Origin of the sequence: Sphingomonas pseudosanguinis, assembly GCF_014196255.1 — a bacterium.
GTDB classification, from domain to species: Bacteria; Pseudomonadota; Alphaproteobacteria; order Sphingomonadales; family Sphingomonadaceae; genus Sphingomonas; species Sphingomonas pseudosanguinis.
In genome coordinates this window covers 1-23480 of sequence record NZ_JACIDH010000018.1, presented here as the reverse complement: position 1 = coordinate 23480, position 23480 = coordinate 1, and the positions used below count along the sequence as shown (strand labels likewise).

The window sequence follows — 23480 nt, the reverse complement described above, 5'->3', positions numbered from 1 at the left end:
GCATGACGACGCCCCGCACCATTCTCGTCCTCGGCGGTGCCCGGTCGGGCAAGAGCCGCCACGCACAGGCGCTGGCCGAAGCGATGACGCCCACCGGCTGCTTCATCGCGACCGCGCAGGCATGGGACGACGAGATGCGCGACCGCATCGCGCGGCACCAAGCCGATCGCGACGAACGCTGGACGACCGTGGAGGCCCCTTTGGCTTTGCCCGAAGCTATCGCCCAGCATAGCCGCGCCGACCGGGTGCTGCTGGTCGACTGCCTGACCTTGTGGCTGACCAACCTGCTGCTCGGCGAGGCCGATCTGGCGGCGGCTGGCGATGCGCTGGTCGCGACGCTGGCAAACGCCCCCGGGCCGGTGGTGCTGGTCAGCAACGAAGTCGGCTTCGGCATCGTGCCCGACAATGCGCTGGCCCGGCGCTTCCGCGACGCGCAGGGCACGCTCAACCAGCGACTGGCGCGGGTGTGCGATGCGACCGATCTGGTCGTCGCCGGACTGCCGCTCAGGCTTTCAGGAGAGAAATGATGCGAACCGACGCCGAACATGCCGAGCGCATGGCCAAGAAAAAGGCCGCGCAGGACAGCAAGGTCGCCGCACGCGATGCCGAAAAGGGCCTGATCATCGTCCATACCGGCAAGGGCAAGGGCAAGACGACCGCCGCGCTCGGCATGGTGATCCGCGCCGTCGGCCACGGCATGCGCGTCGGCATGGTCCAGTTCGTGAAGGGCGCGATGACCACCGGCGAAGCGGCCGTGCTGGCGCGCTTTCCAGAGGTCGATTTCCACGCGATGGGCGAAGGCTTCACCTGGAACACGCAGGACCGCACCCGCGACATCGCCACCGCGCGGGGTGCGTGGGACGAGGTCAAGCGGATGATCGCCGATCCGTCCTACGACCTGATCGTCGCGGACGAGCTGAACATCGTGCTGCGTTACGATTACCTGCCGGTCGACGAGGTGCTGGAGGTGCTGAGCACCAAGGGGGCGATGACGCATGTCGTGATAACCGGCCGCAACGCGCCCGAGGCGCTGATAGACGCGGCGGACCTGGTGACCGACATGACGCAGGTGAAGCACCCCTTCCGCGAACAGGGCGTGAAGGCGCAAAAGGGCATCGAGTTCTAAGCCTAAGCAAGGAGGGGTGCACCAAACGGCGTCTGGCCTGTGGCCCTGCCCTCCCCCAACCCCGTTGCGGGTGAACGATGCCCCGCGTCGTTCAGGCCATGCTGGAGGCATGGCCGCCCCGCAATTCGCCTGCGGGAGGGGAGATGCTCGGGACGAAACGATCCGCATTAAGCCCCTCCTCCCGGCAGGGGGGAGGGGTTTGGGGTGGGGGTTAAGCCACGGGCGATACAGCTTGGGGCGGGACCCTCCCCCAGCCCAGTTGCGGGTGAACGATGCCTCGCATCGTTCAGGCCATGCCGGGGGCATGGCCGACCCGCAACTCGCCTGCGGGAGGGGAGCGGCGCGTGGCAGAGGGGAGGGCTCCATCACGCCCCTTCCCCCACCAAATCCCCACCCCGCCGGAGCAGGTACACGTCCATGATCCAGCCATGCGCACGCCGCAGTTCCGCCCGGCGTGCAACGATCCGCTCGGCGACATCCGCCAGCCGCCCGGACTCGATCGCTTGCTGCGCCATGCCCAGATACGCCCCCCACCAGATCGCGACATCCGGCTGGTCCAGCGTCATGAACGCGCACCCCCCATCGAGCATCACCGCGACACTATCCGCCCCCTCGGGCCAACCAGTTTCGCGCAGCCGCCGCCCGGTCGTCACCATCACCGGCGCCCCGACCGCGTTGAAGGGAACGGCATGCGCCGCACATAACGCCTGGAGGCTGGTGATCCCCGGCACCACCGTCACCCGCTCCACGGAGGCCAGGCGCCGGGCGATACGGATCGTGCTGTCGTACAGCGACGGATCACCCCAGACGAGCAACGCCACGCGCCCGCCACCCGGCAGATGCGCCGCGATCTCCGCCGCCCAGCGTTCGGCAATCGCATCGTGCCAATGCTCGACCGTATCGAGATAGGCTCCCTCAATCGCCCGCACCGGCAGGTCGAACTCGACCACGCGCACCGCCGTCCCGGCCAGCACCTGCGCACAGATGTCGCGGCGCAAGTCGATCAGCTCGGCCTTGTCCTCTTTCCGCGGCAGCAGGATCAGGTCGGCGGCGCGCATCGCGGCCTCCGCCGCACGAGTCAGATGATCGGGATTGCCCGTGCCGATGCCGATCAGGTCGAGATGGATCACAGATCCTCCATCAGCGGGCCGTAGAGGATCAGCGCCGCCTTGTCCGACACGCCCTCTGCCAGTTGCGCCGCCAGCGCGCCCACGCTGGCGCGGGTCAGCCGCTGGTCGGGACAGCCGACATGCTCGGCCATCAGCGCCGGCGTCTCAGGCGACAGGCCGTGCGCGACCAGCGTCTCGGCCAGCGCGGGGAAGGTCCGCTTGGGCATGAACACCACCGTCGTCGCGCTCGCATCGGCCAGCGCGCCCATGTTGCGGTCGGCGGGCAGCGCGCCGGTGACGTCATGACCGGTCACGAACTGCACGCGCCTGGCTTCGTTGCGCCGGGTCAGCGGAATACCCGCCGCCGCCGCCGCCGCGCTCGCCGCGCTGACGCCGGGGACGATCTCATAAGGAATGCCCGCCGTCTTCAGCGCGACGATCTCTTCCTCCAACCGCCCGAAGATACCGGGATCGCCCGACTTCAGCCGGACAACCCGCTTGCCGCTGAGCGCATGGTCGACCAGCAGCCGATCGATCTCACCCTGTTTGGGCGAGGCGCGCCCCGCGCGCTTGCCGACCGCGATCAGCTCGGCGTCGGGGCGGCAATGGCTCAGCATCGGCCCGGCGGCGAGGTCGTCGAACAATACGACATCGGCCGCGCCCAGACAGCGCACCGCCTTCAGCGTCAGCAGCTCCGGATCGCCCGGCCCCGCACCGACGAGGGATACGAACCCGCTCACCACCAGCGCGCCACCAGATGGAAGAAGGTGCCAGTCACCTGGCCCCGCCGCGATCCGGTTTCCGGTACGGCGTCACCTTGCGCATCGACGACATGGGCAAGCGGGGCATCGGGCTGTTCGAGGACGGTTGAATAGTGAAACTCATGCCCGCCCAGCACCGCACCCTCGGGCATGCCCGCCACGTCACCAAGCAAGGTCGCGCGGCGATAGCCCAGATGCATCTTGCGCTTGGCATAGCTGGTGACGAGGCCGAGCAGCCCGGCCATCCGGTGACTGACGCCCGCCGCGTCGATCAGCGCCTCGCCCAGCGCCATATAGCCGCCGCACTCACCGTGGATCGGCTTGGTGGCGGCATGGGCGGCGAGCCCGGCGCGGAAACGCTCCGCCGCCGCCAGCCGTCCGGCATGAAGCTCGGGATAGCCACCGGGCAGCCAGACCAGATCGGCCGAGGCATGGGGGGCTTCGTCGGCCAGCGGTGAGAAGGGCAGGATTTCCGCACCGCCCGCGCGCCAGCCCTCCAGCATATGCGGATATACGAAGGAAAAGGCCGCATCCTGCGCCAGCGCGATCCGCTGGGCGGGCGGTGGCGGGAGCGTGCCGGATATGGGCATGGCGGGCTTGGCATAGGCCGCCGCACGGACCGCCTCCAGATCGACATGCGCCGCGAGGAACGCCGCATAGTCGCCGATCAGCCGGTCGAGTTCGGGATGCTCGACCGCCTGCACCAGCCCCAGATGCCGCTCGGGCAGGACCAGGTCGCCGCGCCGAGGCAGCGCGCCGAAGACCGGCAGGCCGATCTCCTCGAAACCCAACTTCGCCAGCCGCTCGTGACGCGGGCTCGCCACACGGTTCAGGATCACGCCCGCCACCCGCAATTCCGGGTCGTAGCGTGCGAAGCCCAGCGCGGTCGCCGCCGCCGACTGGGCCTGACCCGATACGTCGATGACCAGGATCACCGGCCAGCCCATGCGCTTGGCGGTCTCCGCGCTGCTGCCCATGCCGGTCGCGCCGGGCTTGGCCACACCGTCGAACAGTCCCATCGAGCCTTCCGCCAACACCAGATCGGCATCCGCCCCGCGCTGACCCAGCGTATCGAGCAGCGGGGCTGGCATCGCCCAGCCATCGAGGTTGAACGACGCCCGCCCGCAGGCTGCGCGATGAAAGGCGGGGTCAATGTAATCGGGGCCGCTCTTGAACGGCTGCACCGCCAGTCCCGCATCGCGAAACGCGCGGAGCAGGCCGAGCATCACCGTCGTCTTGCCAGTGCCCGAGGCGGGCGCGGCGATCATCAGGCCCGGCGTCATGTCAGGCTGTTTCCGGGGCGATAGCGACGGTCATAGCCTTCGGCGTACAAACGGCTCTCGGCGAAACCGCTTGGCGCGAGGACACGGCCGACCAGGATCAGCGCGGTCCGCTCCGGCCCATCGGCGGCGGCTTCCTCGATAGTGGCGAGCGTCGCGCGGACGATCCGCTGCTCGGGCCAGCTGGCGCGCCAGACGATCGCGACGGGGCAGTCGCTCCCGTAATGCGGGGTCAGGTCGGCCACGACCTTGGCCAGATTGTGGATCGACAGATGGATGGCCAGCGTCGCCCCGGTCGCGGCAAAGGCAGTCAGCGACTCGCCATCGGGCATCGCGCTGGCGCGGCCGGGAGTGCGGGTCAGGATCACCGACTGGGCGACGCCGGGCAGGGTCAATTCGCTTTCCAGCACCGCCGCCGCCGCCGCGAAGGACGGCACGCCGGGCGTCACCGAGACGGGTATGCCCAGTTCACGCAACCGCCGGACCTGCTCACCCATCGCCGACCAGACCGACAGGTCCCCCGAATGGAGTCGGGCGACGTCCTGCCCCTTGGCATGGGCGTCCGAGATCTCGGCCATGATCTCGTCGAGCGTCATCGGCGCGGTGTTCACGATTTTCGCGCCCGGCGGGCAGTGCGCCAGCACCGCCTCCGGCACCAGCGATCCGGCATAGAGGCATACCGGACAGGCGGCGATCAGGTCGCGACCGCGCAGGGTCAGCAGATCGGGCGCGCCGGGTCCGGCGCCGATGAAATGGACGGTCATTCTTCAAGTCCCTGGGCAATGGCGCAGGTTGCCATGCGGTCGGAGGAGATTACACGGGTAATGACGATCCGCGCGCCCTGCCCGACGGCGGCGAGCGCCACGGCTTCGGCGACGCTGCCCACGCCACGCGCGGCTAGGCTGACGGTCGAGCGGGTCGGGGTGTCGATGCCTTGCAACAGGTCGGTGGCGATGGTGTGGACAGCCATGCCTTCGGCGAATGGCGCGATCACCGCGGCGCGGTCGGCGGGTACGGCCAGCGCATCCGGACGCATGCCGGTCGCCGCCAACGCGCTGCGGAACGACTCGGCCGTCGCCTCTGCCCGGCATCCGAACCCCGCGATCACCATGCGACCCGCCATTGCACGATAGGATAGCTAGCCTTCCACCCCCGCTTCGTGCCGAGCGGACGAGCCCGCGCCAGTTCGATGCGCAGCAACTCACCTCCGTATCGCGCATGACATTCCGCCAGCAGCGCCTCCGTCTCCAGCGTCACGGCATGGGCGACCAAGCGACAGTGCGGCAGGGTCCGCAACGCCTCGACCAACGGCCGCGACAGGCCGCCGCCGACGAACACCGCATCGGGGTGCGGGCGCTGGGCCAGTTCGGTGACCGCATCGCCCTCGACCAGTTCCAGCCGGGTCAGGCCCAGCCGCGCCGCATTGTCGGCGGCGCGCGCGAGACGGTCGGGATCGCGCTCGAAGCCGATGGCGCGGGTGGTCGCGTCGCTCAGCAGCCATTCGATCGCGACCGAACCCGATCCGGTGCCGATGTCCCACAGCAACTCGCCGGAACACGGGGCGAGCGCGGAGAGCGCCAGCGCGCGGACCGGGCGCTTGGTGATCTGGCCGTCATGCGCGAACCAGTCGTCGTCGAGGCCACTCGCGCAGGGCAGGACTCGCCCCGCCCCGGCAGGCTCGATCGCCACCGCGACCGGGTGCGCGATGTCGGTCCAGTCGAGCGCATTCGCCGTGCAGCCCCGCACCCGCTCACGCGGCCCGCCCAGCGCCTCCAGCACCGTCAGCGCGCTGTCGCCGAAGCCCTGCTCGGTAAGCCATGCGGCCAGCCCGGTCACCGAAGCGCCGTCACGCATCAACGCCAGGATGCGTTGTCCCGGCGCCAAAAGCGGACGCAGCGTCTCGACCGGGCGCGCGTGGAGGCCGACGCTGTGGATCGTCTCGACCGGCCAACCCAGCCGCGCCGCCGCCAGCGACAGCGTCGACGGTGCCGAATAGGCGACCCACTCGCCCGGCTCCAGATGACGGGTCACGACCGACCCCGCGCCGAACCAGAAGGGATCGCCCGAGGCGAGCATCACCACCCGCTCGCCCCGCCGTTCGAGCAACAGCGGCACGCCCTCGGCGAAGGGCACCGGCCAGACGATCCGCTCGGCGCGACCCGCCTTGGGCAGCAGCGACAGGTGACGCGGTGCACCCATCACGCTATCGGCGGCCTCGATCGCGGCGCGGGCGGGGGCGGTCAGGCCGTCCCAGCCATCCTCGCCGATCCCGACGATCGTCAGCCACGGCCCGGAGTCAGCCATGCGCCATATCCTTTTGCTCGGCGGCACGACCGAAGCGAGCGCCCTGGCCACCGCGCTGGCCGCGCAAGGCGAGCGGGCGACGCTCAGCTATGCGGGCCGCACCGAAAACCCGCGCGCGCAGGCGATCCCGACCCGTGTCGGCGGGTTCGGCGGCGTGGACGGTCTGGCCGACTATCTGACGCGGGAAGGCGTGACCCATCTGGTCGACGCGACTCACCCCTTCGCCGCGCGGATCAGCGCCAATGCCATCGCGGCGGCGGAGCGCGCAGGCGTAAAACTGCTCGCGCTGACCCGATCCGAATGGGTGGACGGTCCCGGCGATCGCTGGACCCGCGTGGCGGATACCGAACAGGCGGTGGCGGCGCTCGGCTCCGGTCCGGCGCGCGTCTTCCTCGCATTGGGTCGCCAGACCATCGGCGATTTTGCCAGCGCGCCGCAGCACTTCTATCTGCTGCGCTTCGTCGATGCTGCCGCGCCGCCCGCTTTGCCCTACCATCACCTGGTGGTGGATCGCGGTCCCTTCACCCTGGCGGGCGAACGCGCGCTGCTGCGCGACCACCGGATCGAGGTGGTCGTTGCCAAGAATGCGGGCGGATCGGGCGCGCGGGCCAAGCTGGATGCGGCGCGCGAACTGGGCCTGCCGGTCGTGATGATCGACCGCCCCTTCATCCCGCCCCGCCCGCAGGTGAGCAGCGTCGCGGCCGTGCTGGAGTGGCTGGATCACGGCGTCGTCCGGGGGGTATAGAGGATCGGCCGCCCGGCGTGCGGGATCATCCGCGTGCGGCTGGACCCGATGATGACGATGGTACGCATATCGGCCATCTCGCCGCATGCTTCGGGCAAGGACACGATGCGCAAATGCTCCTCCGGCGTCGAAACGGCACGGGCGAACAATACCGGGCGCTCGTCACCGCATGTCTCGCGGAGCAGCGCGAAGGCGGCGTCCAGTGCATCGGGCCGCGCCTTTGAACGGGGATTATAAAGCGCGATGGCGAAATCCGCTTCCGCCGCCAGCTTTAATCGCCGCTCGATCAGCGCTTGCGGTTTCAGATTATCCGACAGGTTGATCGCGCAGAAATCATGCCCGAGCGGCGCCCCCGCCCGCGCGCTTGCCGCCAGCATCGCGGTGATGCCGGGCAGGACGCGGATGTCGAGATCGTGCCAGCGCTCGGCATCTTCCTCCACCCGCTCGAAGATCGCCGCCGCCATGGCGAACACGCCCGGGTCGCCCGAGGACACCACGACGACGCGCTGCCCTGCTTCCGCCATCTCCAGTGCATGGAGCGCACGGTCGCGCTCGACCCGGTTGTCGCTGGCATGGCGAGTCAGGCCGGGCCGCTTGGGCACGCGCGCGACATAAGGAATGTAACCGACCACATCGGTCGCCTCCGCCAGCGTCGCCGACACCTCCGGCGTCACCATCGCCTCCGCGCCCGGCCCCAGGCCGACGACGATCAGCCAGCCGCTCATGGCCGCCGTCCCTGTCCATGGATCAAGGCGATCGAGAAATAGGGGGCGGGTGCATCCTCCACCTCGGCCAGACGGCGCACACGTTCCCCGGCTTGGGCGGCATGTTCGACCAGCCATGCCTGCTCCGTCCGCCCTGCCGCCGCGATGGCGCGGCGCAACTTGGGCAAGTGACGGCCGATCTTCATGACGACCAGTGCGTCGGTCTCGGCGATGCGGCGGGTCAGCTCCGCCTCGGGCAGGGTCGCCATCGCGACGGTCAGCACATCGTCGCCCCAGGTGATCGGCGCGCCGCTGGCGGTCCAAGCGCCCGACATGCCGGTGATGCCGGGCACGACCGCGACGGGGGCGTGGTCCTTCAACCGGCTGTGCAAGTGCATGAACGAGCCATAGAAGAACGGATCGCCCTCGCACAGCACCACGACGTCCTCGCCGCCCTGCACCAGCGACAGGATATGCGCGGTGCAGTCCGCATAAAAGGCCGACAGGCATTCGTTATAGCGCGGATCAGTGAACAGGATTTCGGTCGTGACCGGATAGTCCATCGGATATTCGACCACGTCGCCCCGCAGCATGCCCTCGACGATGGTACGCGCATGGCCGCGCCGTCCGCTTTTACGGAAATAGGCGACATGCCGCGCCCCGCGCACCAGCCGGTCGGCGCGGACGCTCATCAGGTCCGCTGCGCCCGGCCCCAGGCCGACTCCGTAAACGGTTCCCGTCATTCGGCGCGGCTCGCCAGTGCGTTGATCGCCGCCACCGTGATCGCGCTGCCGCCGGGGCGACCCTTTACGATCGCGCATGGCACGGGCTGCGCCTCCCAGAGCGCGTCCTTCGACTCCATCGCACCGACGAAACCGACTGGACAGCCGATGATCGCCGCCGGACGCGGGCATGTCGGATCTTCCAGCATGGTCAGCAGATGGAACAGCGCGGTCGGCGCATTGCCGATCGCCACCAGCGCCCCCGCCAGGTGCGGCCGCCACAGCTCCAGCGCGGCGGCGGAGCGGGTCGTGCCCATCTCTTTCGCCAGTGCAGGCACCGAGGCATCGCGCAGCGTGCAGATCACCGGATTGTCGGCGGGCAAGCGCGCGCGGGTGACGCCTTCGCTGACCATATGTGCATCGCACAGGATCGCCGCGCCCTTCGCCAGCGCCTGCCGCCCCGCCTCTGCGAAGCCGCTCGAAAAGTGGATCGAGGGCGCCAGTTCGACCAGCCCGGCGGCATGGATCATGCGCACCGCAACCGGCTCTTCCTCCGCATCGAAGCGGGCGAGGTCCGTCTCGGCGCGGATGATGGCGAAGGACTGGCGATAGATCGCCGCGCCATCGGTTTCATAAACGTACGACATCAACAGGCTCCGAGAAGCGCGACCGCCCGCTCGGGCGTCAATCCGGTGTGAAGGGGCGCGGCCCCGGCGCGGGCATTGCGCGCCAGATCGAACGCCCCCGCCCGCCCGGTCAACACCCAGTCCGCCGCCCGTGCCCGTGCGCAGCCCTTCGCGCAACCCGAGACGTGCAGGCGGCCCTCGATCAGCGGCGCGAGTTGGGCGGCAAGATCGCGGGTCGCGACGCTGGCCTGCGGACAGGCGGGCGCGCCGACACAGGCATCGACGTGCAGGATAGAGCTGTCGGCCAGCAGCATCCCGTGGGCTGGCGTCGGGGCGATGCCCTCCGCGATCAGGAGCCGCCAAGGGGTAAGGCGAATGGCGCAGTCATGGGTGCGGACAAAGGCGGCCAGCGACGCGGCATTGATCCGGCCGAAAGGCAGGCCATAGACCGCACCGATCGGATGCGCACCGGGCTGCATCGTTGTACCCGTTGCAGGTACGGCGTTCCCTTTAGCCCAGTCGGGTAGCGCGGCCTTGTGCCGCGCCATCCGCCCGGTGGCGGCTCCGTCGCTGTCGGCGAACCAGTGCGCCAGCCGGATCAGCGCATCGACGGCATTCGAGCGGGTCACAGTCACGCCGCTTGCCCGGCCATCGGCGCGCAACAGTAATTCCCCTGTAGCCGCTCGCTCAATTCGAAAATCACCGGGTTCTTGCGCCAGCATCAGCTTCGGTCCGGCATCGACTACAAAGCCGACCTTGCCCGGCAATTCAGGCAGTTCGGCCAGCCGCGCGCGCAATTCTCTGGCGATGGCATGGGTGTCGTCGCCTTCACGCCAGTCGGGGTTGAGCAGGATCGCCGCCCGCCCCTCGCGCACCGGATCGGAGTCAACCAGCCTGAGCGCCTGCAATTCTTCGATCAGCACGGGCCAGCCCGCCTCGGTAACGCCGCGCAATTGCAGGTTGGCGCGGGCGGTCAGGTCGAACTGACCATTGCCATGGGCGTTCGCCGCGTCGCACAGCCCTTCGACCTGCGCCGCCGTCAACCGAGCCAGCGGCGGACGCACGCGGACCAGCAGGCCGTCACCCGCCATCATCGGGCGGAACGCATCGGGGCACCAGCCCCTGACCTCGAACCCGCTCATGCCGCGCCGTCCAGCATCGCCAGCACCGAATTGCGCCGCGTCCGCCACAGTCCCGCCCGATGAAGCGCTGCAAAGCGCGCCTCCATCGCCGCCAGCGCCGCCGGGTTCGCCTGCGCCATGAATTCGCGCACTTCGTCGCGGGCCAACGTCGCATCCCAGTACAAATCGATCAGCGCGGCGGGCACCACATCGGCCAGATGCGCGAAGCTGCCCAGATGGTCGAGCGTCGCGGCGATCTCGGCCGCGCCCCGAAAGCCATGCGCCATCATGCCCGCCACCCAGCGTGGGTTGGCGGCGCGGGCATGCACGGTGCGGGCGATCTCCTCGGCCAGCGTCCGCGCCTTGGGGCTTTCGGAATCGCGCGTGTCGAGATGATAGAGCGACGCCGCCCCCTCGCCCACGACCGCCCGCGCCGCCGCGAAACCGGCCTGATGCGCGGCATAGTCGGCGGCGAGCAACAAGTCGCTCTCGGGCAGGTCATGGACATGAACGAAGGCCTGCGCCCCCGCCACCCGCGCCGCGATCCCTGCCGCATCGCGCCGGTCGCCATCGTCGAGCGCGGTGGCCGAGGCGGCGAGCCAGCTTTGCCCCGCCTCGATCCGCGCGGCCTCGTCATAGCCCGCCTCCGGGTCAAGCCCGATACCGTAGCGGCCCGGCGCCGGACCATAGACGCGCGGAGTCGCCTGTCCCTTGAACGGATTCCAGTCCGCCTCTTCGTCGCGAGCGGCCAGCGCACGCACCGCCTGCCCGAACAGCGCGACCAGATGCGGGAAGGCATCGCGGAACAGCCCCGACACGCGCAACGTCACATCGACGCGCGGCCGGTCGAAGCGCATCAGCGGCATGACCTCGAACCCCGTCACCCGCTCGGAACGGTGATCCCAGACCGGCTCGACGCCGATCAGGTGCAGCGCCATGGCGAACTCCTCGCCCGCCGTGCGCATCGTCGCCGATCCCCAGAGATCGACGATCAGGGTACGCAGGTAATCGCCCTCCTCCTGCATGTGGCGGCGGAGCAGCTCCTCGGCGAGCTTGACGCCCTGGGTCTGCGCTGCGCGGCTCGGCACCGCGCGCGGGTCGATGGCATAGAGGTTGCGCCCCGTCGGCAGCACATCGGCGCGCCCGCGATAGGGCGAACCCGAAGGCCCCGCCGGAACGCGCTTGCCATCCAGTCCGGCGAGCAGCCCGGCGCGTTCGGCCGCGCCCTGCTCGCCGCGGCCGAAGATGTGCAGCCCTTCACCGAACTGGCTGTCCTTCACGTCGCAGACGAACGCGTCGATCCGGGCGAGCGGATCGTCCGTCCCCGCCAGCCCCAAAGTCTCGCCCAGCCCCACGTTCTCCGCCTCTTCGGCGATCAGACCGCGTAGCCGATCGCGCCGCGCGGGGTCGAGGCCATCGGCATTGGCATATTCGTCGAGCAATGCCTCCAGCCGCCCCAGCCCCGCGCCCGTCTCCGCCTGGACCAGCGCCGGGGGGACATGGCCGATCGTCACCGCGCCCAGACGGCGCTTGGCCTGCGCCGCCTCGCCCGGATCGTTGACGATGAAGGGATAAAGGACCGGCCAGTCGCGGGTCAGCGCCTCGGGCCAGCAGGCATCGGACAGCGCGACCGCCTTGCCGGGCAACCACTCCAGCGTGCCATGCGCGCCGACATGAACCAGCGCGTCGATCCCTTGCGCACGCAGCCAGAGGTAGAAGGCGACATAGGAATGGCGCGGGCAGCGGGAGAGGTCGTGATAATCGTCGGCGCGCGCCTCGCGCCGCCCGCGTTCGGGCTGGAGCGCGACGATCGCCTTGCCGAGGGTGAGGGCGGGGAAATGGAACTGGTCGCCCTTGATCAGGGGGTCGTCCTCGACCGCGCCCCAGCTTTCGAGCAGGTCGGCGCGAAGGGTTTCGGGCAAGCTGGCCAGCGCCTCGCGATAGGCGACGACCGGCCAGGCGATGCGGTTTCCGATCAGCGCGGCGGGCAGGTCGGCGCGCGGGGCCGTGTCGTAACCGGCAGCATGGAGGTCTTCGAGGATCGCTTGCGTCGAGGCAAAGCCGTCCAGCCCGACCGCATGCGCCGCCTGCCAGTCCTTGCCCGGATAGGTGGACAACAGGATTGCCAGCCGCCGCTCCGCCACCGGGGTCGCGGCCAGCTTCGTCCAGCCCGCCACCCGGTCGGCGACCGCCGCGATGCGGGCGGGCTCGGCGCGGTGGAGACGCAAGGCGATGTCGAAATCGGGGTCGCGCTCGCCGGGTTGCTTGAAGCTGACCACGCCCGCGAACAGCCGCCCGTCGATCTCCGGCAGGACGACGTGCATGGCGAGGTCGGCGGGGGACAGGCCGCGCGGGGAACCCTCCCAGCCCTCACGGTCGCTGGTGGCGAGCGCGACCTGGAACACCGGCACGCCCGCACCGTCGAGCGGGGTGGTGTCGTCCTCGCCGCGCGCGGAGAAAGCGGTGGCGTTGATGATCGCGGCGGGGTTTAGGGCTTTGACCCAGCGCGCGATCCAGGGGCCTGCGCCCTCGGCTTTGAGCGAGGGGACGAACAGGGCGATGGGATCGAAGCCGCGTTGGGTCAGCGCGGTGTGGAGGGCGGCGATGGGTTCCAGATCGGCGGCGGCGAGATAGGCGCGGTAGAAGACGATCAGGATGCGGGGGCGGGTTGGCTTCAGTACAGCAGTTGCAGGGCAAACAACTCCGTCCGGCGCCCAGCCTCCCACAGCTGCTACGTGTGGAGAGGCCCCTCCCCCATCCCCTCCCGCCTGCGGGAGGGGCGTGCCTTTGGCGACACTTCCAGCAGAAAGCCCCTCTCCCGGCAGGGGGAGGGGTTGGGGAGGGGCAAGGGCCGCAAGCGAGACGGCCGCCAACGCGCTCAACGCCATCGCCGCTGCATCCGCCCCACCCGCATCGCACAGCGCCGTCAACCGCCGAACCAACCCGGCATCCACCGTCGACGCCGCCGCCAGCCGCCGGTCCTCACGCCCGTCCGCCGCCAGCACCGCCAGCGCGATGCCCCGTTCACGCGCCAGCCGCTCGACCTCACGCAGGCCGTAGTCCCAGTACGCCGCCCCGCCGATCAACCGGATCAGGATCGCCTTCGCGTGAACCAGCGTCTGCTCGACATAGGTGTCGACCGACAGCGGATGGACCAAGGCCGACAGATTGGCGAGCCGCAGCGACCAGTCGAAGCCGCCCACCCGCCAGCCCGCCGCAAAGGCGCTGAGGTCGCTGTCGGAGAAGGACAGCACGACCACGTCACCGGGGCGCTGCCCCAGATCCTGTGGAACCGCCTGTTCCTCCAGCCCATGGCTCTCGCGAAAGACGAGATGCATGTGCGTTTAGCCCTTCAGCACGGCCTCGATCGCCGCACGGTCGATACGGTCATGCTCGGCGATGACGACCAGCTGCGTGCCGCGCGGCTCGCCCGGACCCCAGGGACGGTCGTAATTCGTCCGCACCCGGCGGCCGACCGCCTGGACCAGCAGCCGCATCGGCTTGCCCGCGACGGCGGCATAGCCCTTCACGCGCAGGATATCCTGCTGCTCGGCGAGCGTCACGATGCGCGCCGCGATCGCCTCGGGGCTCTCCACCTCGCCCAGCATCACCGAGATGCTGTCGAAATCGTCATGCTCGTGATCGTCCGCGCCATCATGATGCGAGGGGCGCGCGGCGATGTCATCCTCGGCCGCCGCCTCCAGACCCAGCACGATCTCGGCGGAGACGATGCCGTCGACCGCCTCGACCATCGGCAGCGGGCGCGGGGCTTCGGCGGCGATGATTGCGCGCGCCTTGGCGACGCCCTCCGGCCCGGCGAGGTCGGCCTTGGTCAGCAGGACGATGTCGGCGCAGGCGAGCTGGTCCTCGAACACCTCGGACAGCGGGGTTTCGTGGTCGAGGCTGGGGTCAGCGGCACGCTGCGCCTCCACCGCGTCGAGATCGGGGGCAAAGCGGCCCGCCGCGACCGCCTCCGCATCGGCCAGCGCTACGACGCCGTCGACCGTGATGCGCGAGCGGATGGCGGGCCAGTCGAACGCCTTCAACAGCGGCTTGGGCAGCGCCAGCCCCGACGTCTCGATCAGGATGTGATCGGGACGCGGCTCCATCGCCAGCAGCCGCTCGACCGTGGGGATGAAGTCGTCGGCGACGGTGCAGCAGATGCAGCCGTTTGCCAGCTCGACGATATTCTCCGCCGGACAGTCGGGAATCGCGCAGCTTTGCAGGATGTCGCCATCGACGCCCAAAGTGCCGAATTCGTTGACGACCACCGCCAGGCGACGGCCGCCGGCGTTGCGGATCAGATGGCTGATGAGCGTCGTCTTGCCCGCGCCCAGAAAGCCGGTGACGATGGTGACGGGGACCTTGGACAGGTCACGCATGCTATTTCTCCGACGCGCCGGACGAGCGAGCGCGGACATGGGACCTGTCGCCGGAGCGGTGACGAACGGGCGCGCGACATGCGTCCGCCCCGCTGAACCGGCGACCGATGCGGCCCCGGCCGCATGGCTTCGTCGCTCCCCGACGGAGAACCGTGCCCCGACCACCCCCTGGGTCCAGGCAAGAGCGACCATGACGCCGGCAGGTCTCCTGGCTCGCGGGTCGAAGCGAAGGGGATGCGCCTTCCCGGATCACTCCAGTGGCGGTGCCTGCTACAGCACCAGCATCGCTCGCTCACCGCTTACAGTTGCAGGGACAGCCGGGGATTTTCACCCCATTCCCGTTTGAAGCCCTTGCGGGCACCGGCGCGATCGTCGAGTTCCTGGGTCGTTGATCCCATCGAAGCGATCAAGGCTGTCATTGCGAGCGGAGCGAAGCAATCCAGGGCGTCCTGGTCCGGCTCTGGATTGCTTCGCTCCGCTCGCAATGACGGATCGGTTCAATGTTCTCGCGGTTAGGAGCCCGATCCGCGGCATTTATCCCGCCGCGCCGGGCTTGGCAATTCGCGCCTCCATCGCCGCGAACCCGCGCCAGCGATAGAGTAGGAAACTCGCCCCCCAGCAGAGGACGAACAGTCCGACGATCGCGAAACCCAGCACGTTGAAATGCTCGGCCAGCGCGCCCGCATAACGGAACGGCCCCGCCGTCCATCCGAACCGCTCGGCAAGCAAGGCGGTCGCCTGGATGCCGCCGATCACCAGCGCAACCAGCGCGGAGACGAGCGTGATCGTCATGTTATAGTAGAGCTTGCGCAGCGGATGGACGAACGCCCACTCATAGGCGCCCAGCATCACCAGCCCGTCGGCGGTGTCGATCAGCGCCATGCCGACCGCGAACAGCACCGGGAACACCAGGATCGTCGCCAGCGATACGCCATCGGCGGCATGCGACCCCGACAGACCCAATATCGCCACCTCGGTCGCGGTGTCGAAGCCCAGCCCGAACAGGAAGCCCAGCGGCGCCATATGCCAGCTCCGCCGGATCAACCGGAAGAGCGGGCGGAACAGCCGCGACAACGGCCCCTGCCCCGAAAACAACATGTCGGCATCGGCCTCCGCCATCGGCTCGCCGCGCGCGACGCGGCGGAAGCGGGTCCAGACATCGCGCAGGATGATCAGGTTCATGATCGCGATGGCGAACAGGAAACTCGCCGAGACGATGGTGGCGATGGTGCCGCCGCTCTGCCCGAACGCCTCGAAGTCGGACAGGGTGCTCGCCGCCAGCGCGACCGTGGTCGCCGCGATCAGCACGATGGCGGAATGGCCGATCGCGAACCACAGGCCGACCGCGATCGGCCGCTGACCGTCCTGCATCAGCTTGCGGGTGACATTGTCGATGGCGGCGATGTGATCGGCATCGACCGCATGGCGCAGCCCCAGGCTATAGGCGAGCAAAGCCGTGCCCAGCATCAGGCTGTTGCCCGCAAAAACGCTGAACGCCCAGCCCCAGACGGCGATATTGATGATGACCAACGCCCCCATCAGCAGCATGACGCGACGCTTCAAAGAAGAACGGGCGGAAACTTCGGACATGGGCGGATCAACCTCCCCCAAGCGCCATGGCGACGAAAGGCCGCCCCGCTCCTGCCAGACGGGCGCGCGCCTAGCAGGGTCTTGCGATTCGGGTCGGCCGGACGGCGTCGCTCAAATGATACAATATATCCCAGCCATGACCATCCCCTGGATCGCGGCAAGAGCGACTCGCATCGGCAGGTCTCCTGGCTCGCGGGTCGAAGCGTTCCGTCATGCGGCCTTCCCGGATAACTCCAGTGGCTGTTCCCTCTCGCAGGAACCGGCATCACGCGCTCACCGCTTACAGTTGCAGGGACAGCTATGGCTTTGCACCATATTCCCGTTTCAAGCCCCGAGGGGCACCGATGCGATTGGCCGGCGATGGAGCTGAAAGCCCCGACCGGTCGGCACGGGGATAGTCTGCGGTGGATGGAGGCGCAAACCGCTTTATCGCGCCCGGCGCGCGGCTTAAGCCCCGCCTCATGGTGAATGTGAGACGATGGCCTCTCCGGGGGCGGCGCTGGACACCGGCGGCGGCCTGCCTGGTCGCGGCCTGCGCCGGCGGCCATTACCGACCGGTCAGCGACACGCCGGTGCGGATCGGCAAGCCCTATACGGTGCGGGGTATCACCTATGTCCCCGCCGAGGACGCGACCTACGACATGCTCGGCTATGCCAGCTGGTATGGCAGCGAATCGGGCAAGCGCACCGCGAACGGCGAACGCTTCCGCCCCGGCTGGGCGACGGCGGCGCACACTACCCTGCCCCTGCCCAGCTATGTCGAGGTGACGGCGCTGGATACCGGGCGGCGGATCATCGTGCGGGTCAACGATCGCGGCCCGTTCGCGGGATCGTCGCGGATCATCGACCTGTCACGCGGCGCAGCCGAGCAGTTGGGCCTGCGCGCGGTCGGCAAGGCGGCGGTGCGGGTACGCGTCGTCGAGCCGGACGAGAAGGACCGCGAACGCCTGCGCCACGGAAAGGCGGCGCGGCCTCTGCCGCCAGTGTCGGATGCGGTGCGGGCAAACCTGATGTCGCAGGTCGCGGCGGCGGGGATGACGGTGCGGTAGATAACGAATGCAAGGGCCCATTTTAAGGACACCGTCTAACTTTGCCCCGTTCGGCGCCCGGCAATATATACGACCTGATCATCTGTAAGCGCTCGCGTCGGTATGAAATTCATCAAATCTGCGCTTTGCTTGAGAATAATGACTTCAGCATTTGCAAATATGCCGTAAAAATCGTCCCACTCAAAGTTCGACTGCCCCCTTATCGAGCCAAATTTGATACCTCTGTCATCCCATTCGACGAACGTAGTTCCATGAAGGTTTTTCTGCTGAGCATAGATGGTTCGAGACTGACCGCGCAATCTCAGGTAAGCGGCGCCGAAGACAGCGACTAAAAATAGCACCCAATAGACCGCGCCTACTGCCGCAGCGATTGGCAAAGAGCCCAAATCCCACAACCACGCCGCGAATACCGATAGCACACTTAAAAAAAGACAACCTATCATGAGGTTACGCCTTGCGCGCTTTGCTTTGAGTCTGATCTTAAAATTCAGGCGGTATGCCGCCAGCAAATCATCGGCAGTGGCGTCGAATTTCGCTACTTGCATGGCATGACTGTGCCATCGCGCTGTATATTCCGCAATGGGGTCGAACACTCGTAGCTGACACTCGGATTGCGTCGCTACGATCCGCCCATGACGGCATGATCGCCTGCCTCTTTGCCGTGATCTATTTAGGAACTAGAGGCCAAAAACGAAAAAGCGGGCTTTCGCCCGCTTCATCGTCATCCGCCAATGTTGGAAGAAGATTGGTCGGGGCGACAGGATTCGAACCTGCGACCCCCACACCCCCAGTGTGATGCGCTACCAGGCTGCGCTACGCCCCGACCGAGCGGCGGCCTCTAGGCGGGTTTTATCCGGGATGCAAGCCTTGATGTTGCGATGATGGCGACACCACATCGGCCTCTCCATTGCGCCTGTCCGCCTGCGATGGTAGCGGGCAGGCTATCCGACATGGGGGCTGGTCGATCGTTCGCGCATCGGCGGGTGCCCGTGCCCATTCAGCAAAGACGGGTCCGAATGTTCATTCCCTTCACCGCCCCAGTCGCCGTGATGGCCGCCGCCTCCGGCGCCGCCGCATCGAGTGGCGCCGCCTCGTTCCTCAGCCTCGCGCCGCTGCTCCTCGTCTTCGTCGTCTTCTATTTCCTGATGATCCGCCCGCAACAGCGCCGCATGAAGACGCTGCAGGCGTCGATCGAGGCGGTCAAGAAGGGCGATCAGGTCACCACGGCGGGCGGCATCGTCGGCAAGGTGACCCGCGTCGAGGACCAGCTGGTCGAGGTCGAGATCGCCCCGAACGTCCGCGTCCGCGTGGTCAAGGCGACGCTGACCGACGTGGTCAACCCCAACGCCAAACCCGCGAACGACTGACCTCACGATGCTGGATTTCCCCCGCTGGAAGGTCGCTTCCATCATCGCCCTGCTGGCCGCCCTGTGCCTGCTGGCGGTCCCGAGCTTTCTGCCCGAAAGCGTCACCAACAGCTGGGGTTCGATTCCGCATCCCCGCGTGAACAAGGGCCTCGACCTGGCGGGCGGCAGCTATCTGCTGCTGGAGGCGGACACCGCCGACCTCGCCAACACGCGGCTGGAGACGATGCGCGATCAGGTCGCCGCCGAGATGCGGCGCGGTAATCCGCGGATCGACATCGGTGACATCTCGGTCCGCAACGGCCAGCTCAGCTTCATGCTGCGCGACCCCTCGCAGGTCGATGCGGCGCGCGAGCGGCTGCTGACCATCACCGGCGGCGGTGCGGGCATGAGCGGCCAGCGCGAATGGGACATCCAGGTCGTCGACACCTCGCGCTTCGTGCTGAAGCCGACCCAGGCGGGCCTGAACCAGGCGGTCGACACCGCGATGAAGACCGCGACCGAAGTCGTCCGGCGGCGTATCGACGCGCTGGGCACCAAGGAACCGACCATCCTTCAGCAGGGCAGCAACCGCATCGTTGTGCAGGTGCCGGGTCTTCAGGACCCGCAGCAGCTCAAGGACCTGATCGGCAAGACCGCCAAGCTGGAATTCAAGCTGGTCGACACCACCGCCAATCCAGCCGAGGTGGTCAAGGGCAATGCACCGGCGGGCAGCCAGGTCCTGCCCTATCCCGGCAACCCGCTGGGTGCGCCGGTGATCGCGGTGAAGCGTCCCGTCATCATCTCGGGCGACCAGCTCATCGACGCGCAGCAGCAGTTCAATCAACAGACGAACGCGCCGGAAGTGGCGATCACCTTCGACGCGCAGGGCGGCCGCAAGTTCGCGCGCATCACGCAGGAAAACACCGGCAAGCCCTTCGCCATCATCCTCGATGGTCAGGTGCTGTCGGCCCCCAACATCAATGAGCCGATCCTGGGCGGTCGCGCCTCGATCAGCGGCAACTTTACCGTCGACAGCGCCAACCAGCTGGCGATCTCGCTGCGCTCGGGCAAGCTGCCGGTCGATCTGAAGGTCGTCGAGGAACGCACCGTCGGCCCCGACCTGGGTGCCGACTCGATCCGCAAGGGCATCCTGGCCTCGGCGATCGCGGCGGTCGCGGTGATCGTGTTCATGACCGTCACCTATGGCCGGTTCGGCATCTATGCCAACATCGCGGTCGTCATCAATGTGCTGGTCATCCTGGCGGTCATGGCGATGCTGAACGCCACGCTGACCTTGCCGGGCATCGCGGGCTTCATTCTGACCATCGGCACCGCCGTCGACGCCAACGTGCTGATCAACGAGCGTATCCGCGAAGAACGACGACGCGGGCGCAGCGTCGTCCAGTCGGTCGAGCTGGGCTATAAGGAGGCCAGCCGGACGATCTTCGAGGCGAACGTCACGCACGCGATCTCGGGCGTCATCATGCTCGTGCTCGGCTCGGGGCCCGTGAAGGGCTTCGCGGTCGTGTTGCTGATCGGCATCGTGACCAGCGTGTTCACCGCCGTTACCTTCACGCGGATGCTCGTGGCGCTGTGGTTGCGCCGCGAAAAGCCCAAGACCATCAATATTTGAGGCAGGAGAACAGATCATGCGCCTCCTGAAACTCGTCCCCGACAATACGAACATCGATTTCGTCCGCCTGCGCGGCTGGGCGTTCGGGCTGACCCTGTTGCTGACCGTGCTCGCGGTCGGCGTGACGTTCGCCAAGGGCCTCAATCTGGGCGTCGACTTTGTCGGCGGCCTGATGATCGAAGAGAAGTTCCCCACCCCGCCCTCGGCCGACCGCGTCCGCTCGGTCGTCGATGGCCTGGGCGTGGGCGAAGCCAGCATCCAGACGGTCGGCGACGGCCGCACCATCAGCATTCGCCTGCCCCTGCCCGAATCGAAAGACGAAGGCGCGACCAATGCCGTCGTCCGCAAGGTCGAGACCGCGCTGGGCCAGCAATTCCCCGGCGCCACCTTCAGCCGTTACGACACGGTGTCGGGCAAGGTGTCGAACGAGCTGATCAAGCACGGCGTGCTGGCGGTCGTGCTGGCGATCCTGGGCATCGGCCTGTTCGCCATCTTCCGCTTCGAATGGCAGTTCGGCGTGTCGACCATCGTCGCGATCGTCCACGATCTGCTCGTCACGCTGGGCTTCTTCGCGATCACCCAGTTCGAACTGGACCTGACGATCATCGCGGCGTTCCTGACCATCATCGGCTATTCGATCAACGACAAGATCGTGATCGACGACCGCATCCGCGAGAATATGCGCCGCTATCGCAAGATGGACATGCGCGAGATCATCAACCTGTCGGTCAACGAGACGCTGCCGCGCACGGTCATGACCTCGGTCACGATCCTGCTGGCGCTGGTCGCGCTGCTGCTGCTGGGCGGCCATGTGCTGCGCGGCTTCACCGCCGCGATGATCCTGGGCATCGTGGTCGGCACCTATTCGTCGATCTACGTCTCGTCCTCGCTGCTCATCTCGCTGGGCCTGCGCGCCGAGCCGAATCGTGAGAAGCCGGGCACCACCGACAAGCGGACCATCGCCGACGCCGAGCGTATCACCCCGCGTGAGGGCTAAGCGGCGCGCATGAGCGATTCGATCCGCATCACCCGCGATCCCACCGCACCCGGCCCGATCGTCCGTGGCTTCGCCGCGAACGGTTACCGGGTCGGGGAGATCGCCTATCCGGCGCTGCTCCTGTCGCCCGACTGGCATGAGCCGTGGAGCCCGCCGGCGTTCGACGCGCTCGACACCGCCTCGGTCCAGGCGTTGATCGACGAAGCGCCCGAGTTCCTGTTGCTGGGCACCGGTGCCGAACTGCGCCGCCCGCCGGCGGCGTTCCGCGCGGCGATGGAGGCGGCGGGCCTGGGCGTCGAGGCGATGGATAGCCGCGCCGCCGCCCGCGCCTGGGGTGTGCTGCGCAGCGAGGGGCGCAAGATCGTCGCCGCGCTCTACCCGCTCGACGCCGCCTGACACCTTATCGGGGCGCGGAGTCGTTCCGCCGCCCGACCAGTTCGGCCAGATGCGAGTGCAACGCCGCCGCATTGGCCGGCCAGGTGAAATCCCGCACCGCCGCGCGCACCGTCCAGGGATCGGGCGCCTGGGCCAACACCTCGCCGATCGCCGCCGCGAACGCGCCCGCATCGGCGCTGGCGATCCGCCCCGCCGCGCGACTGGTCACGACATCGCGCGCTCCGCCCGCCGGCGTGATGACGATCGGCGTGCCGCAGGCCAGCGCCTCGACCCAGGCATTGGCCAGCCCTTCGGACACCGACGCCAGCGCCATGACATCGGCCGCGCCGAGCAGCGCCGGCAGGTCATGATGCGGCATCCCGCCGACCAGCCGCACGCGATCGGCGATGCCCAGCCGCCGCGACCGCGTCGCCAGCGCGTCACGCTCGGCCCCCTCGCCCACGATCATCAGCGTCACGCCGGGCAGCCGCGCCACCGCGTCGATGACGACGCCGTGCCCTTTGCGCGGGATCAGCGCGCCCAGCGATAGGACCAGCGGCCCCGCGACACCCAGCGCACGCTTCGCCTCGGCGCGGTCGGTCGGCTGGAACCGCGCCTGGTCGACGCCGGTATGATGCACCCGGACATGCTGGCGCGCGACGCCCAATGCGGCGACGTCGTCGGCCATGGCGTCGCTGACCGCCAGCAGCCCGTCCGCCGCGCGCGCCGCCCGGGCGACCTGCGCACGGGTGGCGGGCGCGTAGCCCCAGTGATGGATATCGGCCCCGCGCGCCTTGATCGACACCGGTACGCCATAGCGCCGTCCCAGCGCGACGGCGGCGGGGCCGTCGGGGAAGAAGAAGGAAGCGTCGATCACATCGAAACGCTGCTCGGCCCATAAGGCGTCGAGCACCGGTGCCAGCGCGCGGACGAGCGCGGCGACATGGAACCGCCCGCCCGTCCCCGGCAGCGTGACGAAGCGCGGCCGCGACACGTCCAGGCCATGCCACGTCTCCCGCAGCGGCAGGGCGGCCTGTACGCGGAAGCGCCCCGCCCGCGCCAGCGGCCAGATCGGCAAGCCGATCGGCGCGACGACGCGCACCGCCACTCCCGGCCGCGCCGACAGCGCCGCCGTCTGTCGTTCGACGAAGACCCCGAAATTGGGCCGGGTCGCATCGGGGAACAGGCTGGACAGGGTCAGGACGTGCAGCATGACGCCTTATACCGACCTCTCCCGCACAAGGCGCGGCTCATTTGCACCACTTTTTCGGGCGGCACCACCACTCTGGACTAGGGTTCAAACTCAATCAGCCTCTTGAGGGGTGATGGTTTTCCTGATTCACTGGTGTGTGGATCAGGAGGAGTGAGGCATGGCGCTGTTCTGGTTGTCGGATGAAGCGTGGGCGGCGATCGAGCCGCATTTGCCGAAGAACCAGCCTGGTGCACGACGGGTAGACGACCGGCGGGTGATCTCCGGGATCGTGCATGTGCTGAAGGTCGGCAGCCGCTGGTGCGACTGCCCGGCCGATTACGGGCCGTCGACCACGATCTACAACCGGTTCAACCGCTGGTCGCGCCGTGGCTTCTGGCTCAAGTTGCTCGACGCGCTG

The 23480-nt window shown here is 68.4% G+C and carries 24 protein-coding genes, 1 tRNA gene and 2 riboswitches; of the genes, 9 read left to right on the top strand and 16 right to left on the bottom strand.

Annotated elements, in window-relative coordinates:
* The first annotated feature begins 2 nt into the window (after positions 1-2).
* Positions 3-527, top strand: coding sequence for a bifunctional adenosylcobinamide kinase/adenosylcobinamide-phosphate guanylyltransferase (gene cobU, locus GGR48_RS15100; protein ID WP_183952679.1), 525 nt, complete (start codon positions 3-5; stop codon positions 525-527).
* Positions 527-1126, top strand: a complete 600-nt coding sequence (gene cobO / locus GGR48_RS15095) for a cob(I)yrinic acid a,c-diamide adenosyltransferase (RefSeq protein WP_420854047.1) — start codon at positions 527-529, stop codon at positions 1124-1126. The genes cobU and cobO overlap by 1 nt, the downstream gene beginning before the upstream one ends.
* Before the next feature lie 365 nt (positions 1127-1491).
* Here cobO and cobF read toward each other — a convergent pair whose 3' ends face one another.
* Genes cobF through cbiE form a run of 6 tightly spaced genes read right to left on the bottom strand, consistent with a single transcriptional unit; the run spans position 1492 to position 6580 of the window.
* Entirely contained in the window at positions 1492-2256 is a 765-nt protein-coding gene (cobF, locus tag GGR48_RS15090; protein ID WP_183952677.1) for a precorrin-6A synthase (deacetylating), read from the bottom strand.
* Positions 2253-2975: a uroporphyrinogen-III C-methyltransferase gene (gene cobA, locus GGR48_RS15085; RefSeq protein ID WP_183952676.1), complete on the bottom strand. Its 723-nt coding sequence runs from the start codon at positions 2973-2975 to the stop codon at positions 2253-2255. The genes cobF and cobA overlap by 4 nt, the downstream gene beginning before the upstream one ends.
* Complete coding sequence (locus GGR48_RS15080) at positions 2972-4279, bottom strand: cobyrinic acid a,c-diamide synthase CobB (protein WP_183952675.1); 1308 nt, start codon at positions 4277-4279, stop codon at positions 2972-2974. The genes cobA and GGR48_RS15080 overlap by 4 nt, the downstream gene beginning before the upstream one ends.
* Entirely contained in the window at positions 4276-5040 is a 765-nt protein-coding gene (gene cobM, locus GGR48_RS15075; RefSeq protein ID WP_183952674.1) for a precorrin-4 C(11)-methyltransferase, read from the bottom strand. The genes GGR48_RS15080 and cobM overlap by 4 nt, the downstream gene beginning before the upstream one ends.
* A complete protein-coding gene (locus GGR48_RS15070; RefSeq protein ID WP_183952673.1) occupies positions 5037-5387 on the bottom strand; it encodes a cobalamin biosynthesis protein in 351 nt (116 codons plus the stop codon). Before GGR48_RS15070 ends, cobM begins: the two co-directional genes overlap by 4 nt.
* Entirely contained in the window at positions 5381-6580 is a 1200-nt protein-coding gene (cbiE, locus tag GGR48_RS15065; RefSeq protein ID WP_183952672.1) for a precorrin-6y C5,15-methyltransferase (decarboxylating) subunit CbiE, read from the bottom strand. The genes GGR48_RS15070 and cbiE overlap by 7 nt, the downstream gene beginning before the upstream one ends.
* Between cbiE and GGR48_RS15060 the strand changes: the two genes are divergently transcribed.
* Positions 6579-7325 (top strand): cobalt-precorrin-6A reductase, encoded by a 747-nt coding sequence (locus GGR48_RS15060; protein WP_183952671.1) that lies wholly within the window; start codon positions 6579-6581, stop codon positions 7323-7325. The two genes, cbiE and GGR48_RS15060, sit on opposite strands and share 2 nt — an antisense overlap.
* Here the strand turns inward: GGR48_RS15060 and cobJ are convergent.
* The 7 genes from cobJ to GGR48_RS15025 all read right to left on the bottom strand — a co-directional run bounded on the left by cobJ (position 7301) and on the right by GGR48_RS15025 (position 16470).
* Positions 7301-8050 (bottom strand): precorrin-3B C(17)-methyltransferase, encoded by a 750-nt coding sequence (gene cobJ, locus GGR48_RS15055; protein WP_183952670.1) that lies wholly within the window; start codon positions 8048-8050, stop codon positions 7301-7303. The genes GGR48_RS15060 and cobJ overlap by 25 nt on opposite strands.
* Positions 8047-8772 (bottom strand): precorrin-2 C(20)-methyltransferase, encoded by a 726-nt coding sequence (gene cobI / locus GGR48_RS15050; protein ID WP_183952669.1) that lies wholly within the window; start codon positions 8770-8772, stop codon positions 8047-8049. The genes cobJ and cobI overlap by 4 nt, the downstream gene beginning before the upstream one ends.
* Positions 8769-9398 (bottom strand): precorrin-8X methylmutase, encoded by a 630-nt coding sequence (locus GGR48_RS15045; protein ID WP_183952668.1) that lies wholly within the window; start codon positions 9396-9398, stop codon positions 8769-8771. Before GGR48_RS15045 ends, cobI begins: the two co-directional genes overlap by 4 nt.
* On the bottom strand, positions 9398-10519 hold the full coding sequence (locus GGR48_RS15040) for a cobalamin biosynthesis protein CobG (protein ID WP_183952667.1): 1122 nt from the start codon (positions 10517-10519) through the stop codon (positions 9398-9400). The genes GGR48_RS15045 and GGR48_RS15040 overlap by 1 nt, the downstream gene beginning before the upstream one ends.
* Positions 10516-13836 (bottom strand): cobaltochelatase subunit CobN, encoded by a 3321-nt coding sequence (cobN, locus tag GGR48_RS15035; RefSeq protein WP_183952666.1) that lies wholly within the window; start codon positions 13834-13836, stop codon positions 10516-10518. Before cobN ends, GGR48_RS15040 begins: the two co-directional genes overlap by 4 nt.
* Before the next feature lie 6 nt (positions 13837-13842).
* On the bottom strand, positions 13843-14880 hold the full coding sequence (cobW, locus tag GGR48_RS15030; protein ID WP_183952665.1) for a cobalamin biosynthesis protein CobW: 1038 nt from the start codon (positions 14878-14880) through the stop codon (positions 13843-13845).
* A 181-nt stretch (positions 14881-15061) separates the two neighbouring features.
* Positions 15062-15260, bottom strand: a riboswitch (cobalamin riboswitch).
* A 154-nt stretch (positions 15261-15414) separates the two neighbouring features.
* Positions 15415-16470: a HoxN/HupN/NixA family nickel/cobalt transporter gene (locus tag GGR48_RS15025; RefSeq protein ID WP_183952664.1), complete on the bottom strand. Its 1056-nt coding sequence runs from the start codon at positions 16468-16470 to the stop codon at positions 15415-15417.
* 158 nt (positions 16471-16628) lie between these two features.
* A riboswitch (cobalamin riboswitch) is annotated at positions 16629-16831 on the bottom strand.
* Positions 16832-16940: 109 nt separating this feature from the next.
* On the opposite strand from GGR48_RS15025, the gene GGR48_RS15020 reads away from it, so the two are divergent.
* Positions 16941-17519 (top strand): septal ring lytic transglycosylase RlpA family protein, encoded by a 579-nt coding sequence (locus tag GGR48_RS15020; RefSeq protein WP_183952663.1) that lies wholly within the window; start codon positions 16941-16943, stop codon positions 17517-17519.
* 35 nt (positions 17520-17554) lie between these two features.
* Here GGR48_RS15020 and GGR48_RS15015 read toward each other — a convergent pair whose 3' ends face one another.
* Together GGR48_RS15015 and GGR48_RS15010 are read right to left on the bottom strand one after the other, a co-directional pair.
* Entirely contained in the window at positions 17555-18064 is a 510-nt protein-coding gene (locus tag GGR48_RS15015; RefSeq protein WP_183952662.1) for a YcxB family protein, read from the bottom strand.
* Positions 18065-18265: 201 nt separating this feature from the next.
* Positions 18266-18342: transfer RNA gene (locus GGR48_RS15010), tRNA-Pro, on the bottom strand.
* A gap of 193 nt (positions 18343-18535) precedes the next feature.
* On the opposite strand from GGR48_RS15010, the gene yajC reads away from it, so the two are divergent.
* The 4 genes from yajC to GGR48_RS14990 are packed head-to-tail and all read left to right on the top strand — an operon-like array spanning position 18536 to position 21891.
* Complete coding sequence (gene yajC / locus GGR48_RS15005) at positions 18536-18886, top strand: preprotein translocase subunit YajC (protein WP_183952661.1); 351 nt, start codon at positions 18536-18538, stop codon at positions 18884-18886.
* 7 nt (positions 18887-18893) lie between these two features.
* Positions 18894-20498 carry a protein translocase subunit SecD gene (gene secD, locus GGR48_RS15000; protein WP_183952660.1) on the top strand — a complete coding sequence of 535 codons (1605 nt, stop codon included), beginning with the start codon at positions 18894-18896 and terminating at the stop codon, positions 20496-20498.
* Positions 20499-20514: 16 nt separating this feature from the next.
* Positions 20515-21495 (top strand): protein translocase subunit SecF, encoded by a 981-nt coding sequence (secF, locus tag GGR48_RS14995; RefSeq protein ID WP_183952659.1) that lies wholly within the window; start codon positions 20515-20517, stop codon positions 21493-21495.
* Between the two features lie 9 nt (positions 21496-21504).
* Positions 21505-21891 (top strand): Mth938-like domain-containing protein, encoded by a 387-nt coding sequence (locus GGR48_RS14990; RefSeq protein ID WP_183952658.1) that lies wholly within the window; start codon positions 21505-21507, stop codon positions 21889-21891.
* A gap of 4 nt (positions 21892-21895) precedes the next feature.
* Here GGR48_RS14990 and GGR48_RS14985 read toward each other — a convergent pair whose 3' ends face one another.
* The gene (locus tag GGR48_RS14985) at positions 21896-23083 is read right to left on the bottom strand and encodes a glycosyltransferase (RefSeq protein WP_183952657.1); all 1188 of its coding nucleotides are present in this window, start codon (positions 23081-23083) and stop codon (positions 21896-21898) included.
* 157 nt (positions 23084-23240) lie between these two features.
* Between GGR48_RS14985 and GGR48_RS14980 the strand changes: the two genes are divergently transcribed.
* Positions 23241-23480, top strand: a 240-nt coding sequence (locus GGR48_RS14980; RefSeq protein ID WP_183952656.1) for a transposase, incomplete at its 3' end; no start/stop codon positions are given.

Coding starts and splice junctions, on each gene's coding strand:
- cobU (WP_183952679.1), top strand. CDS start 3: ATGACGACGCCCCGCACCATTCTCGTCCTCGGCGGTGCCCGGTCGGGC.
- cobO (WP_420854047.1), top strand. CDS start 527: ATGCGAACCGACGCCGAACATGCCGAGCGCATGGCCAAGAAAAAGGCC.
- GGR48_RS15080 (WP_183952675.1), bottom strand. CDS start 4,279: ATGACGCCGGGCCTGATGATCGCCGCGCCCGCCTCGGGCACTGGCAAG.
- cobM (WP_183952674.1), bottom strand. CDS start 5,040: ATGACCGTCCATTTCATCGGCGCCGGACCCGGCGCGCCCGATCTGCTG.
- GGR48_RS15070 (WP_183952673.1), bottom strand. CDS start 5,387: ATGGTGATCGCGGGGTTCGGATGCCGGGCAGAGGCGACGGCCGAGTCG.
- GGR48_RS15060 (WP_183952671.1), top strand. CDS start 6,579: ATGCGCCATATCCTTTTGCTCGGCGGCACGACCGAAGCGAGCGCCCTG.
- cbiE (WP_183952672.1), bottom strand. CDS start 6,580: ATGGCTGACTCCGGGCCGTGGCTGACGATCGTCGGGATCGGCGAGGAT.
- cobJ (WP_183952670.1), bottom strand. CDS start 8,050: ATGAGCGGCTGGCTGATCGTCGTCGGCCTGGGGCCGGGCGCGGAGGCG.
- cobI (WP_183952669.1), bottom strand. CDS start 8,772: ATGACGGGAACCGTTTACGGAGTCGGCCTGGGGCCGGGCGCAGCGGAC.
- GGR48_RS15045 (WP_183952668.1), bottom strand. CDS start 9,398: ATGTCGTACGTTTATGAAACCGATGGCGCGGCGATCTATCGCCAGTCC.
- GGR48_RS15040 (WP_183952667.1), bottom strand. CDS start 10,519: ATGAGCGGGTTCGAGGTCAGGGGCTGGTGCCCCGATGCGTTCCGCCCG.
- cobN (WP_183952666.1), bottom strand. CDS start 13,836: ATGCATCTCGTCTTTCGCGAGAGCCATGGGCTGGAGGAACAGGCGGTT.
- cobW (WP_183952665.1), bottom strand. CDS start 14,880: ATGCGTGACCTGTCCAAGGTCCCCGTCACCATCGTCACCGGCTTTCTG.
- GGR48_RS15025 (WP_183952664.1), bottom strand. CDS start 16,470: ATGTCCGAAGTTTCCGCCCGTTCTTCTTTGAAGCGTCGCGTCATGCTG.
- GGR48_RS15015 (WP_183952662.1), bottom strand. CDS start 18,064: ATGCAAGTAGCGAAATTCGACGCCACTGCCGATGATTTGCTGGCGGCA.
- yajC (WP_183952661.1), top strand. CDS start 18,536: ATGTTCATTCCCTTCACCGCCCCAGTCGCCGTGATGGCCGCCGCCTCC.
- secD (WP_183952660.1), top strand. CDS start 18,894: ATGCTGGATTTCCCCCGCTGGAAGGTCGCTTCCATCATCGCCCTGCTG.
- secF (WP_183952659.1), top strand. CDS start 20,515: ATGCGCCTCCTGAAACTCGTCCCCGACAATACGAACATCGATTTCGTC.
- GGR48_RS14990 (WP_183952658.1), top strand. CDS start 21,505: ATGAGCGATTCGATCCGCATCACCCGCGATCCCACCGCACCCGGCCCG.
- GGR48_RS14985 (WP_183952657.1), bottom strand. CDS start 23,083: ATGCTGCACGTCCTGACCCTGTCCAGCCTGTTCCCCGATGCGACCCGG.